The organism is Aeromonas sp. Marseille-Q7275 (genome assembly GCF_965119515.1).
This window is the reverse complement of record NZ_CBCPLW010000013.1, coordinates 102,240-117,641: the sequence shown is the minus strand read 5'-3', so window position 1 is coordinate 117,641 and position 15,402 is coordinate 102,240. Positions and strand designations below refer to the sequence as shown.

General features: G+C 63.8%; 14 protein-coding genes and 2 pseudogenes. 8 read left to right on the top strand and 8 right to left on the bottom strand.

Annotated elements, in window-relative coordinates; all coding sequences use genetic code 11:
- Positions 1-166: 166 nt before the first annotated feature.
- The gene (locus ACWPWQ_RS13745) at positions 167-418 is read right to left on the bottom strand and encodes a YkgJ family cysteine cluster protein (RefSeq protein WP_247627369.1); all 252 of its coding nucleotides are present in this window, start codon (positions 416-418) and stop codon (positions 167-169) included.
- 276 nt (positions 419-694) lie between these two features.
- Entirely contained in the window at positions 695-1,705 is a 1,011-nt protein-coding gene (gene glpX / locus ACWPWQ_RS13740; RefSeq protein WP_041206766.1) for a class II fructose-bisphosphatase, read from the bottom strand.
- Positions 1,706-1,923: 218 nt separating this feature from the next.
- On the opposite strand from glpX, the gene ACWPWQ_RS13735 reads away from it, so the two are divergent.
- Positions 1,924-2,982: a porin gene (locus ACWPWQ_RS13735; protein WP_139435509.1), complete on the top strand. Its 1,059-nt coding sequence runs from the start codon at positions 1,924-1,926 to the stop codon at positions 2,980-2,982.
- Between the two features lie 86 nt (positions 2,983-3,068).
- On the opposite strand, the gene ACWPWQ_RS13730 is transcribed toward ACWPWQ_RS13735, so the two are convergent.
- The gene (locus ACWPWQ_RS13730; protein WP_454010043.1) at positions 3,069-3,548 is read right to left on the bottom strand and encodes an N-acetyltransferase family protein; all 480 of its coding nucleotides are present in this window, start codon (positions 3,546-3,548) and stop codon (positions 3,069-3,071) included.
- A 279-nt stretch (positions 3,549-3,827) separates the two neighbouring features.
- On the opposite strand from ACWPWQ_RS13730, the gene ACWPWQ_RS13725 reads away from it, so the two are divergent.
- The 3 genes and pseudogenes from ACWPWQ_RS13725 (at position 3,828) to ACWPWQ_RS13715 (ending at position 7,762) form a co-directional block, all read left to right on the top strand.
- Complete coding sequence (locus tag ACWPWQ_RS13725; RefSeq protein WP_454010042.1) at positions 3,828-5,870, top strand: TonB-dependent receptor; 2,043 nt, start codon at positions 3,828-3,830, stop codon at positions 5,868-5,870.
- Positions 5,871-5,934: 64 nt separating this feature from the next.
- Positions 5,935-6,554: pseudogene (locus tag ACWPWQ_RS13720) on the top strand (PepSY-associated TM helix domain-containing protein).
- 173 nt (positions 6,555-6,727) lie between these two features.
- Positions 6,728-7,762 (top strand): acyltransferase family protein, encoded by a 1,035-nt coding sequence (locus tag ACWPWQ_RS13715; RefSeq protein ID WP_454010041.1) that lies wholly within the window; start codon positions 6,728-6,730, stop codon positions 7,760-7,762.
- A 168-nt stretch (positions 7,763-7,930) separates the two neighbouring features.
- Here the strand turns inward: ACWPWQ_RS13715 and ACWPWQ_RS13710 are convergent, their stop codons facing one another.
- Complete coding sequence (locus tag ACWPWQ_RS13710; protein WP_406569503.1) at positions 7,931-8,527, bottom strand: outer membrane beta-barrel protein; 597 nt, start codon at positions 8,525-8,527, stop codon at positions 7,931-7,933.
- Between the two features lie 239 nt (positions 8,528-8,766).
- Here ACWPWQ_RS13710 and ACWPWQ_RS13705 point away from each other — a divergent pair, with 239 nt between their 5' ends.
- The gene (locus tag ACWPWQ_RS13705) at positions 8,767-9,405 is read left to right on the top strand and encodes an exopolysaccharide biosynthesis protein (protein ID WP_454010040.1); all 639 of its coding nucleotides are present in this window, start codon (positions 8,767-8,769) and stop codon (positions 9,403-9,405) included.
- A gap of 74 nt (positions 9,406-9,479) precedes the next feature.
- Here the strand turns inward: ACWPWQ_RS13705 and ACWPWQ_RS13700 are convergent, their stop codons facing one another.
- Both ACWPWQ_RS13700 and ACWPWQ_RS13695 read right to left on the bottom strand, forming a co-directional pair.
- Positions 9,480-10,370 (bottom strand): sensor domain-containing diguanylate cyclase, encoded by an 891-nt coding sequence (locus ACWPWQ_RS13700; RefSeq protein ID WP_139439198.1) that lies wholly within the window; start codon positions 10,368-10,370, stop codon positions 9,480-9,482.
- A 266-nt stretch (positions 10,371-10,636) separates the two neighbouring features.
- A complete protein-coding gene (locus ACWPWQ_RS13695) occupies positions 10,637-11,224 on the bottom strand; it encodes a penicillin-binding protein activator LpoB (RefSeq protein WP_319916785.1) in 588 nt (195 codons plus the stop codon).
- Positions 11,225-11,445: 221 nt separating this feature from the next.
- Here ACWPWQ_RS13695 and ACWPWQ_RS13690 point away from each other — a divergent pair, with 221 nt between their 5' ends.
- The 3 genes and pseudogenes from ACWPWQ_RS13690 to ACWPWQ_RS13680 form a co-directional block, all read left to right on the top strand.
- A complete protein-coding gene (locus ACWPWQ_RS13690; protein WP_454010039.1) occupies positions 11,446-12,081 on the top strand; it encodes a Vat family streptogramin A O-acetyltransferase in 636 nt (211 codons plus the stop codon).
- Positions 12,082-12,109: 28 nt separating this feature from the next.
- Positions 12,110-12,526 (top strand): GNAT family N-acetyltransferase, encoded by a 417-nt coding sequence (locus tag ACWPWQ_RS13685; RefSeq protein WP_454010038.1) that lies wholly within the window; start codon positions 12,110-12,112, stop codon positions 12,524-12,526.
- A pseudogene (locus ACWPWQ_RS13680) lies at positions 12,526-12,888 on the top strand (GNAT family N-acetyltransferase); the annotation flags it as partial. The gene ACWPWQ_RS13685 and the pseudogene ACWPWQ_RS13680, both read left to right, overlap by 1 nt.
- A 104-nt stretch (positions 12,889-12,992) precedes the next feature.
- On the opposite strand, the gene ACWPWQ_RS13675 reads toward ACWPWQ_RS13680, so the two are convergent.
- Positions 12,993-13,532 carry an REP-associated tyrosine transposase gene (locus tag ACWPWQ_RS13675; RefSeq protein WP_454010037.1) on the bottom strand — a complete coding sequence of 180 codons (540 nt, stop codon included), beginning with the start codon at positions 13,530-13,532 and terminating at the stop codon, positions 12,993-12,995.
- Positions 13,533-14,183: 651 nt separating this feature from the next.
- Positions 14,184-15,398 (bottom strand): 2-iminoacetate synthase ThiH, encoded by a 1,215-nt coding sequence (gene thiH, locus ACWPWQ_RS13670; RefSeq protein WP_454010036.1) that lies wholly within the window; start codon positions 15,396-15,398, stop codon positions 14,184-14,186.
- Positions 15,399-15,402 lie beyond the last annotated feature (4 nt).

Genomic DNA, 15,402 nt, shown 5'->3' with positions numbered 1-15,402 from the left:
CGTTTCGCGATCGTTCGAATACGCTTCGCTATTCGAACCTACGAGAACGGCTGGATGTGGAGGCTTGATTGGCCATGTAGGTTCGATTAGCCGCGCAGCGGCGTAATCGGACAAGGTAACGTCGTTGCGGACATCGCCACATCATCGGACGAGCCACAACCTCGCCTCAGGCAGTCAGCCGCTCCAGCTCGCCGATAAGCCAGACGGCCTCCTGGCGGTGAGAGCCGCACACGTCCTGCATGGGCCGAAAGCTGCTGCACACCGCAGGACGCTCGGGCTGGCCGAAGATCTTGCAGCCCAGCCACTGATCGAGCTGAACACAGGGAACGCCGGCCGGCTTGCCCTCCGGCATGCCGGGGATGGCACTGCTGATACTGGGGGCTGTGCAGCAGGCACCGCAACCTTGACGACATTCCATATGATGCATTCCTGTGCATGGCGAAGCAGTCTATCAAAGGGCCCCGATTCCCCTTAGCCTTATCCGCCCTGTCCCGCTAAATAGTCCAGACCCGGACGCAGGGCAACAAAAAGCCCGACGGCAGCAGCGGTCGGGCTTTTCATCTTGCAGCAGGTTCAACCCACTCCCATCAGAGAATGATGTCGCGCACCACGCTGTCCTTGCGATCCAGGAAGTGGATCGACTTGATGCGGCGGCATGAGGGGACGGGACTTGCCGCCACAGCCATCTTCCCGCTTACAGGATGATGTCGCGCACCACGCTGTCTTTGCGGTCCAGGAAGTGAATCGACTTGATGCGGCGGATGGTGCGTGACTTGCCGCGGATCAGCAGGGTCTCGGTGGTCGCCATGACGCCGTTGCTGGTGATGCCTTCCAGCAGATCACCCTTGGTGATGCCGGTGGCCGAGAAGATGACGTTGTCATTCTTGGCCAGATCTTCCAGCTTGAGCACCTTGCTCACATCGATGCCGAGCTCCTGGCAACGGGCAATCTCCTGCTCGCCCAGGGCACGCACCTCGGGGCTGTCCCCCTTGACTTGGTGACGGGGCACCAGGCGCGCCTGCATGTCGCCGTCCAGGGCGCGGATCACCGCCGCCGAGATCACCCCTTCCGGAGCACCACCGATGCCATACAGCATGTCCACTTCGCTGTCCGGCAGACAGGTGAGGATGGAGGCGGCCACGTCCCCGTCGGGGATGGCGAACACCCGCACCCCCAGCCCCTGCATCTCCTTGATCGCCTTGTCATGACGCGGCTTGGCCAGGGTGATGACGGTCAGGCGGGAGAGGGGCTTGCCGAGCGCCTTGGCGACGGCCTTGAGGTTCAGCTCCAGGGCCTGATCGAGATCGATGGCGCCCTTGGCACCCGGGCCCACAATCAGCTTCTCCATGTACATGTCGGGGGCCTTGAGGAAGGAGCCCTTGTCGCCGACGGCCAGCACGGCCAGGGCATTGGACTGCCCCATGGCGGTCATGCGGGTGCCCTCTATGGGGTCGACCGCGATGTCCACGGCGTCGCCCTGACCCGTGCCCACCTTCTCGCCGATGTAGAGCATGGGGGCTTCGTCGATCTCCCCCTCGCCTATCACAATCTCGCCATCGATCTGGATCTGATTGAGGATGTGACGCATGGCCGCAACGGCCGCGCCATCGGCGATATTCTTGTCACCACGTCCGAGCCACTTGTAGCCAGCCAGTGCAGCCGCTTCCGTCACTCGGGAAAATTCGATTGCCAGTTCACGTCTCATCGCATATCCAACCTTAGGAGCTCGAAAACGGGCGGCATTCTACCACAAGGGCAAACCTTTGCGCGCAAAAGTGGCGACCAGCCACATAAATCCCGGTTTTCATCCCGCTGACATGAAACCGCCACGGCTTGTTCACACCCCGGTCACCCCGCTGTCATCTGTCACTTCTAGCATGGCCCCGTCTTTTAAAACAGAAGCTTGCAACACAAGGGATCATGATGAAAAAGCTGACAGTAGTAGCATTGGCTCTCACCGCCGCCTTCCAGGCTCAAGCCGTCGAAGTCTATAAAAATGACTCCACTCTGCTCGATCTCTATGGCCGCATCTACGCCGGCCAGTTCTTCGGCGAGAAGAAGGAGCTGGATGCCAATGGCGACATCAAGAACGAATACAGCGACAAGCAGGGTGCCAACCAGTTCGTCCGCCTGGGCGCCAAGGTAGAGAGCGAGATCAACCCGGGTCTCAAGGCCCTGGCCCAGTACGAATTGCAGATCTACGTCAATGACAGCGAGAAGACCGTCAGCGAGAACTCCGACAACATGCGTACCCGCCTGGCCTTCGCCGGGGTGGGTGCCGACTGGGGCAATGTCACCTTCGGTCGCCAGAAGGGCGCCCCCGGCCTGCTGGCCGACTGGACCGACGTCTCCCTCTCCGACGGCTACGGCAACGACGCCCTGGGCGCCAAGACCGACACCTTCGCCACCAACCGTGCCGGCTCTGTGCTGAAATACTCCGGCCTGTTCAACGGCTTCCAGGTCGATACCAGCTACAAGTTCGACGGCGGTGACACCGAAGAGACCACCAGCAAGGACAGCGATGCCGCCTACGGTGCCGCCCTGGCCTACACCTTCCCGTTCAACCTGGCCCTGGGTACCGCCTACAACGTGGGTATCCGCGACAAGAGCGGTGAAGAGGATGCCAAGCTGTGGCTGCTCTCCGCCAAGTACGACAACAAGGCCGTCTATGCCGCCCTGAGCTACGCAGACGGCAGCGACTTCCTGGCCACCGGCAAGGATCACACCGGCTGGGAAGGGGCCCTGGGTTACAACTTCGAGAGCGGCTTCGGCCTGATGGCCCTGTGGAACAAGCAGAAGGTGGAGCAGAGCGGCAAGAGCGACTACGACTCCATCGACTACTACACCCTGGGTGCCCAGTACAAGTTCAACAAGAACCTGAGGGTCATCGGCGAGTACCGCATCAACAACCTGGACAGCAATGACAGCGGCAAGCTGAACACCAAGGATGACTTCCAGCTGGCGGCCCGTTACGACTTCTAACTCCGGCCCCAGACAAAACGGCGCGCAGATCCCCCTGCGCGCCGTTTTTCATTCTCCCCTCCCGCCTGGGGGCTGAGCCACAGAGGCTAGAGCTTCTTCTGCCAGAACAGGGCCCGGCCCACTTGCGGGTTCAGCTCATATCCCTCGAAACCGCTGGCCAGGTAGGCGGCCTGGGCCACCCGGTTGCCCTCCAGCACCTCCAGGGTCAGCTTGCAGCAGTCGAGCTCCCGGGCGAGCCGCTCCACCTGTGCCAGCAGCCGTTTGCCGAGGCCGCGCCCGCGATGATCCGGGTGCACCGCAAGGTCGTGGAGGTTGAGCAGGGGCCGGCAGGCGAAGGTCGAGAAGCCCTCGAAGCAGGTGGCTACCCCGGCCGGCTGCCCATCGACCCAGGCCAGCAACACATGGGCACCACTTCTCGCCGCCAGGGCCTGCGCCAGATTGGCCTTCACTTCATCGGCGAGGGGGCAGCCCCCGCCCATCTCGTCTTTCGCGTATTCGTTGAGCAGATAGACCAGCGCCTCGCCGTGCTGCCGGTTATGAAGGTCTGCCCTGATGATCTCTTCCATGTTCCGTTTCCTGTTTCCCTGGGGCGGCATCGGCGCCACCGAACCCGGATGGTAAACCAGCCCTTTGCCACAACCAAGACTCATCCGATACGTTGCATCAGGGCAATGAGCCTCAACTGACCGCAAAACTGGTCGTAGGTGTGGGCTTTTTGCATCTTTGCCTTGCCAGCCAAATGAAAATAAATATCATTAGCGCCCTCCCGCATCGGGAGAATTTTAATAATTACTAATAAATCAATAAGTTCAGGCCAACAGGTCGATTAGAAGAGTCACACGCAGATGCATAACCCCAACCCCCCGCGCGCCCTGCTGGGCGTCGCCTTGCTGTCCCTTTGCGCCAGCGCCCAGGCCGAAGACGAGACCCTCACTGTGGTCGGCAAACGCAGCCAGCACGAAGAGGTGGCCACCGCCACCCGCACCAGCACCCCGGCCAAGCTGGTGCCCCAGACCATAGAGAGCGTCTCCGCCAGCGAGCTGACCGCCTACGGCCAACCGACCCTGAGCGAGGCCCTGAGCGGCATCCCCGGGGTCAACGCCAGCGGCGACACCCGCTTCGACGGCGTCAACATCCGCGGCTTCAACGCCAGCAACGACTTCTACCTCGACGGTCTGCGGGACGACATGCAGTACACCCGCGACCTTGGCAACATAGAGCGAGTCGAGGTGCTCAAGGGGCCGGCCGCCGTGCTCTACGGCCGTGGCAGCACGGGGGGCATAGTCAACCGGGTCAGCAAGAAGCCGCAACGGGGCCAGGCCTCCAGCGTCACCGCCCGGGTCGGCAGCTTCGACAGCCAGCGCCTCGCCGCGGATCTCAATGCCGAGGCAGGCGAGCGGGTGCAGCTGCGCCTCAACCTGGCCCAGGAGGACAAGGAGAGTTTTCGCGACGGCGTGACCAGCAAGCGCACCCTGCTGGCCCCGTCCGCCAACTGGGAGATCACCGACAAGCTGAACTGGCTGGTGCAGTACGAGCGCAACGGCAGCGATCGCACCCCGGATCGCGGCATCCCCGGCGTCAACGGTCGCCCGGCCGATGTCCCCATCGAGAGCGTCTACAGCGACACCAGCCGCGACTTCATCGATGACGTGGCCCAGTCCACCCGATCCCAGCTCACCTGGGATCTGAACGGGCAGTGGCAACTGCGCCAGCAGCTCGGCTACACCAGCCTCGACAGCCAGTTCGACAATACCTATGTCACCAGCGTCAAGGGCGACCAGGTGAACCGCGCCCGCTGGCAGCAGGATCTCAAGGCCAACAACCTGACCAGCAACACGGAAGCGGAAGGCCAGCTGCAGACCGGTCCCGTCGAGCATCGCCTGCTGGTGGGCCTGGAGCAGAGCTGGCAGGAGCGCACCCCCAAGCTCTATCAGAACGCCACCGCTATCCCCCCGGGCAACCTGTACGATCCGGGTTCACTGCCCAGCTACAACGGTGCCATGAAGCTCTCCAGCGACGCCAGACACAGGGTGCGCGGCTACGGCCTCTATGTGCAGGATCAGCTCAGCCTGGGGGACTGGCACCTGCTCGGCGGCCTGCGCCGGGACGCGTTCACCGTCACCAGCCGCCGCAACGACCTCGACAAGGAGGAGACCCTCTCGGTCACCAGCCTGAGCCCCCGTCTGGGCCTGGTGTGGAACCCCATCGAGGAGCACGCCTTCTACACCTCCTACAGCAAGACCTTCACTCCTGTGGGTGGAGAGCTGATCGGCATCACCCCGGGAGACAAGAACAACAATCTGGATCCCCAGCACACCCGGCTCTACGAGGGGGGCGTGAAGAGCGACTGGCTGAACGGCCGCCTGGCCACCACCCTCTCAATCTACCGGCTGGAGATGTACAACAAGCGCAGCAAGGATCCGCAGGATCCCACCAAGGTGCTCCTCACCGGCCTGCAGCGCACCGACGGCATAGAGCTGAGCGCCCGCGCCCAGCTCACCGACACCTTCTACCTGCACGGCGGCATCGCCATCCAGGATGCGGAGCTGGTCAAGGCGGATGCGGATCTGCAGGGCAAGCGGCCGATGAACGTCTCCCGCGAGAACGGCCAGCTGTTCGCCGGCTACCAGAGCGGCAAGCAGGGCTGGTATGGGGAAACCGGGGTGACGGCGGTGGGGGATCGCTTCGCCGACAACGCCAACACCACTGTGCTGCCGGGCTACGCCCGCTATGACGCCCGCGCCGGCTACCGCTGGCAGCACTGGGATGCCCAGCTCAGCGTGGAGAACCTGACCGACCACGACTACTTCGTCAGCGCCACCAGCGCGGCCCAGATCATGCCGGGCAGCCCCCGTCAGCTGAATCTCACCGCCGCCTACCGCTTCTGATCCTCCTGCCCACAGCCAAACTGGCCAGCCTCTGCTGGCCAGTTTTTTATGACGCGCCACCATGATGAAACCCAAGAGACTCCCCCTTCACAACAACAAGTGGGTGCGCCGCATCCACGCCTGGGCGGGCTTTGCCACCCTCACCCTGATGCTGCTCTACGGCCTGACCGGCCTCTGGCTCCAGCACAGGGCCGTGCTGCCCCTGCCCGGCCCCCACACCGAAAAGTCGAGCGAGGAGATAACGCTGGCCACGCCGCTGGCGAGCCCTGACGCACTGAAAGCCCTGCTGCAACAGCGTTACCCCGAGGGCTTGGAGGAGGGGCGGATCAGCATCACCCGGCCCGGACCCTGCCCACCCCCACAGGCCCCCTCACCCTGCCGGCGCGCTGGGGGCTGCGCGGCGTCACCCTCCGCCAGAGCCTGGCCGCCAGTTATGTGGAGGGTACCCTGCTGGTGCAGATCGAGCTGCAGCAGGCCAACGTCGCCGCCAGCCTCAACCGGCTGCATCGCGGCATGGGCACCGGCCTGGCCTGGCAACTGGTCGGCGATCTCGCGGCGCTGGCCATGCTGCTGCTGGCCCTCACCAGTTTGCTGATGTGGAACAAGCTGCACGGCACGGCCGGCCGTGGCATCGCCCTGCTGCTGACGGGCGCCGTCGCGACAGTGCTGGTCGCCCTGCTCTAGGGCTTTTACCGACACCAAAACGGGATCCGCCTCCCACCCGGGGTAACCCTGCCCATTCCCCGGGTAACAAAGGGTAACCGGCCACCGATGGGAGTCACAGTTGACGGCCCCCCGGCTGGAAGAGGCATGTGCCCGGCTGCTAGGGTGCCGGGTTTCAGCCGTCGGAAACCATCATGCGCATCTCCAGCATCGAGTGCGGGCGAGTCCTGGCCATCCTGGCCGTGATGACCATTCACCTCTCCCCCTTCAGCAATCCGTTCGATCCCACCCTCTGGGACGGCACCCCCTACCTCTGGCTCGGGGCCGTCATCAACCAGCTGTGCCGCTTCGCGGTGCCGCTCTTCTTCCTCTGCGCCGGCTACTTCCTGCAACCCGCCCTCGCCGCAGGCAAGCCGATGGCGGTGGCGCTGCGCTACTGCCGCCCCCTGCTGGGGCTCTGGCTGGTTTGGAGCCTGCTCTATCTGCTGGTGCCCTTCAACCCGGTCGCGGCCATGACGGAAGGCTATCTGACCAGCATGGCGGGCCAGTGGCAGATGCAGCTGGGGGATCCTCTCAACGCCTGGTGGGTGGGTGGCATGATCCACCTCTGGTTCCTGCCCGCCCTGATGCTGGCCGTCCTGCTGCTGGCCCTCTGCTGGCGGGTCAGGCTACCCCGACTGGCTCTGGTGGCGGGCGCCCTGCTCTACGGGCTTGCCCTGATAGGCGGCTCCTATGGTCCGCTGCTAGGGGGGGAGTGGGCCCTGCTGACCCGCAACGGCCCCTTCTTCTCGCTGCTGTTCGTGGCCCTTGGCGCCGAGCTACGCCTGCGTGGCTGGCAACCGGATGCCAGGCGAAGCGCCCTGCTGATGGTGGCGGGGATGGGGCTCTATGCCCTGGAGGCCGCGGGCCTGTTGCACTTCGCCGCCGTGCCTCTCAACCGTCACGACTTTCTGCTGGGCTCCCTGCCCTGGGCGCTCGGCCTGTTCGGCCTGCTGCTGGCCAACCCAAACTGGGGCAGGGGCAGCTGGCTGGAACGCCAGGCCCCCAAAGTGCTGGGTCTCTACTGCCTGCACATGATGCTGGTGGTCTGGCTGATGGTGTTCGGCCCCCAGGGCAAGCTGCTGTGGTGGGAGCTGGCGAAGGTGCCGGTGCTGCTGGTGCTCTCCCTGCTCGCCTGCCGACTGCTGGCGACAAACCGGATCAGCGGCTGGCTGCTGCGGGCTCGCTGAGGCCGCTCGCGCAGGCCTCTGCAGCCAGCGAGCCTGCATGAGCCAAGCCATACGAGCAGCGGGGGCTCACCATGGGTGCCAGCGCGGTGCACGACAGGGAATTTGACGTCAATGAGTCCCAGAGCCGTCTCACCTTCGGCATCCCATAAACCGGCCCAAAGAGCGGGCTCAGAACCTCAGGGTCAAGCCGATATTGGCCTGCCACTGGGTGAGCAGATCCCCCCGCACCCGGAAGGCGCAGACCTCGGGGTTGCAGAGAAACGCGCTGTCGTCATTGAGCAGGGAGCCGTAGCCGCGCACCTCGGCCCGCAGCGCCAGATGTTGCCCCAGGCGCGGCTGCACCCCGAGCGCCAGGGACATGGAGGGGGCCGTCTCGCTGTCATAGGCATCGAAGCGGGTCACCCCGATCCCGGCGCCGAGATAGGGTGCCATCAGGTTGTCCGAGAGGGTCAGTGCCCCGGCGAAGTGCAGGGTATCCACCGTCAGCCTGTCCGGCTGATCCGGGGAGATGGGGGTGGACTGATGGCTGTAGAGCAGCTCCACCATGCCGGGATCATCCACCTCCCGGCTGATGAAGAGGCCCCAGTTGCCCGAGCTCTCCCCTTGCAGTGAGTCGATGCCGGTCGAGTGCGGCGTGGGAGCGGGTTCATCCATGGCCTCGAAGTCGATGGACGAGCTGTAACCCAGGAAAGGGGTCAGCTGCCAGCCCGAGGCGGCGGGCTCGGCCGCCCAGCCCGTCAGCGGCAAGCACAGTCCCAGCATCATCATCGCTCGCGTCACGCTCTTCTCCCGGTTGCATGGATTGCGTCAAAAGCATATCAGAGCCCGTTCCATCCGCCCCTTGACGGGGGCTGTATCGCCCCGTTTTGGCGGCCCGCCCACGTTCCCCGCCTGCTCTTTTCATCAAAGCTTGCGCCGGCTCACATTATTCATCTGGGATTAACCTCTGCCACGTAAGCTGTCGGCGCCACAGAGGTGGCGTTAACAGGACGAGGATCTCAGGAATGGTTGCCGCGCAACTCAACGACCCACAAAGCACGCTCTCCGATACTCTGCGGGCCACCGCCCACGCCATCGAGGAGAGCCACATCAGCCTGCGCCAGATGCTGGCTCTGGTGGGGGAGCAGGGCATGCTGCTGTTTTGCGTGCTGCTCACCGTTCCCTTCCTGCTGCCGGTCTCCATCCCCGGCGTCAGCACGCCGTTTGGGCTCCTGATCCTCTTCATCGGCATCGGCATCACCCTCAACCGGGTGCCCTGGCTGCCCGCCGTCCTGATGGAGCGGCGCTTCGCCGCCGCGCACATCAAACCGGCCCTGCACAAGGGAGCGGATCTGCTGGCCCGCATCGACCGCCTCATCCGGCCGCGCCTGCTGATCCTGACCGGCAGTTACGCCATCAACCGCTGCAACGGCCTGCTGATCATGCTGGCGGCCCTGCTGCTGATGCTGCCGCTCGGCGCCATTCCCTTCACCAACGCCATGCCCGCCTGGGCCATCTTGCTGCTGGCCATCGGCATGTTGCAGCGGGACGGTCTCTTCGTCGCCCTCGGCTACGCCCTGGTGAGCGCCACCCTGGTCTGGTTCAGCGTGCTGGCCATAGGCCTGCTGATGGCGGGCCAGAACATCTCGACGCTGTTTGGCTGAGACGAGCGCAGATGCAGACAAACGAAGGAGGGCGACACAGGGTCGCCCTCCTTCGTTGCAAGCCCGGGGGCTTTTCAGGGATCCCCGTCGTGGGCCACCTGGTTGCGCCCGCCCCGCTTGGCCCGATAGAGCCACTCGTCCGCCCGGGCCAGCACGGCGCTGAGTTCCTCCCCCGGGCGGATCAAGGTGGTGCCCAGACTCACGGTGACGGGGGCCGGATCCGGCGCCATGGCCGCCACAGCGGCGCGGATCCGCTCCGCCACCTTCAGCAATATCCCCTCGTCTATCTGCGGCAGCAGGATCAGAAACTCCTCGCCGCCGCTGCGCACGAACAGATCTTCCCCCCGCAGCTGGGCGGACACGCACTCGCAGACCCGGCACAGCACCCTGTCCCCGGCCTGGTGACCGTAGCGATCGTTGATCTGCTTGAAGTGATCGAGATCCAGCATGATGAGGCCGGTGAGCGGCTGGCCCTGCACCCTCTGGTGGTATTGATCGAAGAAGAAGTGGCGATTGTAGAGGCCGGTCAGCTGATCCGTCTCCCCGAGCCGCTTGAGCCGCCGTTGCAGCTCGTGCTGGCGGGTGATGTTGCGGGTCATCCAGGCCACGGCCCGCTTGCCGTCGTAGAGGGAGGGCAGCGGCGCTATCTTGCCCTCGAAGCGCTGCATCCCCTGGGGCCCCGCCTCGGCATCTATGCCCTCCACCTCGGCGGGGGAGAGATCGTACTCCACCACCTGCACCTGGCCGCCGGCCAGGGCACGCGCCACCTGCTCCATCACCCAGAACGCCTTGTCTGCCGGCAGCACGTCGAACAACCGCTTGCCGATCAGGGGGTTGCCATCCTGATATGACTGCTGCTCCACCCCGCCTATGTACTCGATGTAATGACCATCTTCACTGAGGATGAAGACGGGGTCGGGCAACTGGGTCATCACTTCATAGAGTTGTGCCACTGAGAGAGCCATCTGTGCTCCTTTTAATCTGCGGGGAGGGCCCTGTGCTGTCTGTTATAGACGCCCCGTTCAGTATCGCATACGGCCAGAATACCGTGGCTGCGCCGCAGGTGTGGTAGTGAAGGGCTATTTCCCCGGATCCGCCATCGGTACCCGCAGAGAGGGATATGGCGCCACTCGGCCCATGACAGGTGCTCGCGGCGAGCGCGCTGGCGCCTGGAAACGAAAACGCCATCGAGAGGGGCTCGATGGCGTTTTCGGTGGCCGGGATGAGGGGATCAGCGGCTGGCGGAGCGGCTCCCGCTCCAGAGCAGCTCGCCGCTCTTGAGATCCATCAGGCTCATGGCGAGGCGGTAGCGGCTCCCCTCGGAGAGAAGATCCCCGTAGAGCATGTAACCGGCCCCGGTCTGGCGACCCAGGCGCACCAGGGAGGCGGGGTTCATGCCCCCCTGCTGGTACTCGAGCTGACCCGTGATGGCCGCCACCTGGCCGGGATCCGCGAAGCGAAAGCCGCTGTTTGCCTGAATGCGCTGGCTCATGGCCACCGCCATGGGCTGGGTACTGAAGGGCTCCCCTGTGCCGTTCTGGGGCGCCATCAGCAGCAGCACAGGGCTGCCATCCTGGCTCAGCGCCTGCACCTCGGGGGCCTTCAGAAAGGCATCCGCCATGGCGAGCGCCAAGCCGGTCGGGGCCACGGGTGCGGGCGCAGGCACCGGCTCTGCCTTGTCAGGCTCGGCCACAGGTTTCTCTGGCTGGCTCACCGGCTTGTCCGGCTCGCCGACCGGCGCAGGCGTCCCCCCATAGGGATTGACCGCACAGCCGCCCAGCAAGAGGGCACCCACCATCAACAAGGAACGCAGCTTCATCTTTTCTCTCCACCGGAAGTGCGCAAGGCGCACTTCGTCAATCATCCATTGACGGAGCCCGGCTCCGCCTCCCCTCCATGCTAGAGACAAACCGGCCCCAGGTCGATGCGCATATGGGACGGGGGCGACAAAGGCTGGCGAACCGGGCCGTACAAAAAGGTGGCAAGGGGCCGTCCGGTTCCGTTAGGGTAGCCTGAGCCCAGATCCCAGAGGAGCACCCCATGCACGGACCCGACCCCGCCAATCCCCACCCCATGGAGGGTTTCCCCCAGGTGTGCTTTATCAAGAACACCATCAAGGGGCCCAATATCGAGGTGGGTGACTACAGCTACTACGACGACCCGGAGGATTCCGCAGGCTTTGAGCGCAACGTGCTCTACCACTTCCCCTTCATCGGCGACAAGCTGATCATCGGCAAGTTCTGCGCCATCGCCCGCGGGGTCAAGTTCATCATGAACGGTGCCAACCACCAGAGCTCCGGCTTCTCCACCTACCCCTTCTTTATCTTCGGCAACGGCTGGGAGAGCGCCGCCCCCGCACCGGGCACGTTGCCTTACAAGGGAGATACCCTTATCGGCAACGATGTCTGGATTGGCTATGAGGCCCTGATCATGCCGGGCGTCAGGGTCGGCAACGGCGCCATCATCGCCGCCCGCTCCGTGGTCACCACCGACGTGCCCGACTACGCCATCGTCGGCGGCAACCCCGCCAAGGTGATCCGCTACCGCTTCGACGACGACACCATAGCCCGCCTCAACGCCCTCGCCTGGTGGGGCTGGCCGGTGGAGCGGATCAGCCGGAATTTGAACTTGATCAGCGGCGGGGAGATAGCCGAGCTGGAAGCGGCAACCCGATAGAGACAACCACCATCAAGCAGGAAGCACTATGCAATTGACCACACCCCAACCCCCTCAGGACGATGAGATTGAAGCGCTGCGTATTGGCCTCTCAGGCTACAACCTGGATCACGCCGGCACCCATCTGCGCGAGCGGATCGCCAGCTTTATCAAGGATGAAGAGGGGGCCGTGCTGGGCGGCATTCTGGGAGAGATTAAATGGGGCTGGCTCCATATCGAGGGGCTCTGGATTGACGAAAGCATCCGCAAGGATGGCTGGGGCACCTGCCTGCTCGGCGCCATGGAGCAGTACGCCCAGAGCAAGGGCATCACCAATTACCATCTGGAAACCACCAGCTTCCAGGCCCTTCCCTTCTACCAGAAGCAGGGTTACGAAGTCTTTGGCCAGCTGCCCGATATGCCGCCTGGGCATATCAGTTACTTCCTGAAAAAGCAGGATAAGTGATGCCATTCCAGCGCCTTGCCAACGCCAATCTCGTCATTCGCCCCTTCGAGCCGGGCGATGCCGACGAGTTTGTCCGCGCGGCCCACGAATCCATCGAGACGGTTGGCAGATGGATGAGCTGGTGCACTCCCTCGTTCAATCGAGAGCAGGCGCTGGCGTGGTTTGCCACTTGCTATCAGGATCGCGCGGCGGGGCGCGCCTACGATATGGGCCTCTTCTGCGCCGCCACCGGCCAGCTACTGGGTGGCGCAGGTATCAACCAGCTGGCCGCCCATCATCGCTACGGCAATATCGGTTACTGGGTGCGCCAATCCCACCAAGGCTGCGGCATCACCCGACAGGCGGTCGCCCTGTTACGTGACTTAGTGCAGTAGTCGTAGGGTGCAATGAACGAAGTGAATTGCACCTCTATCCTCACGAAAGCGGTGCAATGCGCTCCGCTTATTGCACCCTACGTTAATTTCATTTATTTGTTTTCGCATGGTGTTTCATATTTTGGCATGGAGGTGTCGCCCCATGATAATGGATACCTGCCCTGTTGAACCCAACGATGGAAGGTGGAATAAGGCCAATCTTTCGGGGCTGTTACCAATCCATGTTTGACGGGGTTGATATGTATGTAATCGAGGTGATTGTTGAAATCTTCCTGATCACGGATCAAATGCTCCCAATAGCGACGCTGCCAAATACCCCGCTCACCACGACGCCAACGAGATTCTGAACGAACCTCTGAATTGGGTATTGCTCGCGAAAACTTGCTCTTGATTCGGCGCCAGCGCAGCGGAAAGTTGGTGTCCCCATCCGGCAATTCCAACAAGGCGTGTAAATGCTCGGGCAAGACAACCCAGCCGTGGATCCGGAATGGATGACTCTCTTGCACCTCCCTGACAACCTTCCTCAACAGATCGATCCGTTCGACCAGTAGATGGTTGTTCTGACGCTCAGCCAGCACGACCGTAAAAAACCAGGTTCCCCCCGGTTGCCATGCCCGTTTGTAATTCGCCATGCCTTGCCCAATCCACAATCAACCATGTCGTTAAATGTGGTTCAAACGAAGCAAAACGTAGGGTGCAATGAACGAAGTGAATTGCACCTCGATCTCCCCACCAAACAAAAGCGGTGCAATGCGCTCCGCTTATTGCACCCTACGATTTCCCTGAGGTTATGGCGGGCACGGTCTTGGTTCCCCCTCCAATCCGCCGAGGGGAAGGGGCAAGGTCAGGAGCGCCATCAGGGATGAGGGCGCAGCCGCAGCCGGCACAGGGATGTGCCGTCTGCGGCGGTCCGTCCGACCTTGCACCTGACCCGAGGGAAACCGCGCAGCGGTCCGATTGGCGGGGGAGAAGACCTTTGGTGACTTTGGGTCTTTCCAAAGTCACTCGCCCCAGCCCGAAGGGCGGGTGAAACCCCTTCGAGGCCGGCGGCCTCGCGTCCTGCATTGCGAAGCCGTGCCACCCCCCATCACGCGGAGCGGACGATTACGCCTGACGGCTAATCGACCCTACGACGGCACTGTATTGCCGCATCAAGACCCCACCCCTGCCCTCCACTTCCCAGGGGAGGGAGCCTACGCATCAAAGCCAGCAAGGCGCGAGACCGAACAGCGCCCAACCGTTATGCCGGGCAGCTGCCAGGCCAAAGGGGGGCCTGGCCGCCCCTATCGGCCCAAAAACGCCTCCCAGTCCTTGAACACCGGCTGCAACCCCGCTTGCCGCACGGCGGCGGCCACCTCACCCAGGGCTCTGTCGTCGTGGATGGCGAACTGCTCCAGCTCCTCCTTGTCCCCTTCCGCATAGCCGCCGGGCTGGGTGCGTGACTCCGCCGACATCTGGGTGATGCCGAGGCGCAGGGCGCCGTTGCGAAACGCCGGGGATTCCCGGGTGGAGAGGGACAGCTCCAGGGTCGGCGAGAAGAGGCGCCAGGCGCAGATAAGCTGCACCAGCTGGCGGTCCGACATGGTCACTTCGGGCTCCAGCCCCCCGGTGCAGGGGCGCAGGCGCGGGAAGGAGAGGGAATAGCGGCTCTGCCAGTGGTGGCGCTCCAGCCAGGCCAGGTGCTCGGCCACGAAGTAGCTGTCGGCGCGCCAGTCCGGCGACAGGCCGATCAGCGCCCCCAGGCCAATCTTGTCGATGCCGGCGCGCCCCAGCCGGTCCGGGGTGGCGAGGCGCCACGCGATATCCTGCTTGTTGCCGCGCAGGTGATGGCGGGCGTAGGCGGGGGCGTGATAGGTCTCCTGGTAGACCATGACGGCATCCAGCCCCAGGGTCTTCAACTCGGCGTATTCGGCTTGCGACAGGGGCTGCACCTCCATCGCCAGGGTGCTGAAGTGGCGGCGGATCCGCGGCAGATGCTCGCGAAAGTAGTCCATGCCCACCTTGGTCTCGTGCTCGCCGGTCACCAGCAGCACGCTGTCGAAACCGCGCGCCTTGAGGGCCAGACACTCGCGCTCTATCTCTTCGCTGTTCAGGGTCTTGCGCTTCAGGCGGTTACTCATGGAGAAGCCGCAGTAGGAGCAGTCGTTGGCGCACAGGTTCGACAGATAGAGGGGCACGTAGAAACCCACGGTATTGCCGAAACGCTGGCGGGTGAGGCACTCCGACAGCTCCGCCATCCGGGGCAGGAAGGGCTCGGCGGCCGGGGAGATCAGCGCCATAAAATCGCTCAGGGTGCGGCGCGGGGCGCTCAGGGCACGCTCCACATCCAGGGCCGTCCTGGCGCGGATCTGCATGCCCACGTCGTCCCAGTCAAGCTCCTGCCAGCGGTCGATAAAGGACGGCTCCTCAGCCCTCACCCCCAACCCCTCTCCCAAAGGGAGAGGGGGGCTATCACTCGGGCGCACTTGGGGTGGTGCGAAAGGCTCGAAGTCACTCATGGTT

What these genes read in the sequence shown, in the direction of transcription:
- ACWPWQ_RS13745 (WP_247627369.1), bottom strand. Translation starts at nt 418, where the DNA reads ATGGAATGTCGTCAAGGTTGCGGTGCCTGCTGCACAGCCCCCAGTATC.
- glpX (WP_041206766.1), bottom strand. Translation starts at nt 1,705, where the DNA reads ATGAGACGTGAACTGGCAATCGAATTTTCCCGAGTGACGGAAGCGGCT.
- ACWPWQ_RS13735 (WP_139435509.1), top strand. Translation starts at nt 1,924, where the DNA reads ATGAAAAAGCTGACAGTAGTAGCATTGGCTCTCACCGCCGCCTTCCAG.
- ACWPWQ_RS13730 (WP_454010043.1), bottom strand. Translation starts at nt 3,548, where the DNA reads ATGGAAGAGATCATCAGGGCAGACCTTCATAACCGGCAGCACGGCGAG.
- ACWPWQ_RS13725 (WP_454010042.1), top strand. Translation starts at nt 3,828, where the DNA reads ATGCATAACCCCAACCCCCCGCGCGCCCTGCTGGGCGTCGCCTTGCTG.
- ACWPWQ_RS13715 (WP_454010041.1), top strand. Translation starts at nt 6,728, where the DNA reads ATGCGCATCTCCAGCATCGAGTGCGGGCGAGTCCTGGCCATCCTGGCC.
- ACWPWQ_RS13710 (WP_406569503.1), bottom strand. Translation starts at nt 8,527, where the DNA reads ATGATGCTGGGACTGTGCTTGCCGCTGACGGGCTGGGCGGCCGAGCCC.
- ACWPWQ_RS13705 (WP_454010040.1), top strand. Translation starts at nt 8,767, where the DNA reads ATGGTTGCCGCGCAACTCAACGACCCACAAAGCACGCTCTCCGATACT.
- ACWPWQ_RS13700 (WP_139439198.1), bottom strand. Translation starts at nt 10,370, where the DNA reads ATGGCTCTCTCAGTGGCACAACTCTATGAAGTGATGACCCAGTTGCCC.
- ACWPWQ_RS13695 (WP_319916785.1), bottom strand. Translation starts at nt 11,224, where the DNA reads ATGAAGCTGCGTTCCTTGTTGATGGTGGGTGCCCTCTTGCTGGGCGGC.
- ACWPWQ_RS13690 (WP_454010039.1), top strand. Translation starts at nt 11,446, where the DNA reads ATGCACGGACCCGACCCCGCCAATCCCCACCCCATGGAGGGTTTCCCC.
- ACWPWQ_RS13685 (WP_454010038.1), top strand. Translation starts at nt 12,110, where the DNA reads ATGCAATTGACCACACCCCAACCCCCTCAGGACGATGAGATTGAAGCG.
- ACWPWQ_RS13675 (WP_454010037.1), bottom strand. Translation starts at nt 13,532, where the DNA reads ATGGCGAATTACAAACGGGCATGGCAACCGGGGGGAACCTGGTTTTTT.
- thiH (WP_454010036.1), bottom strand. Translation starts at nt 15,398, where the DNA reads ATGAGTGACTTCGAGCCTTTCGCACCACCCCAAGTGCGCCCGAGTGAT.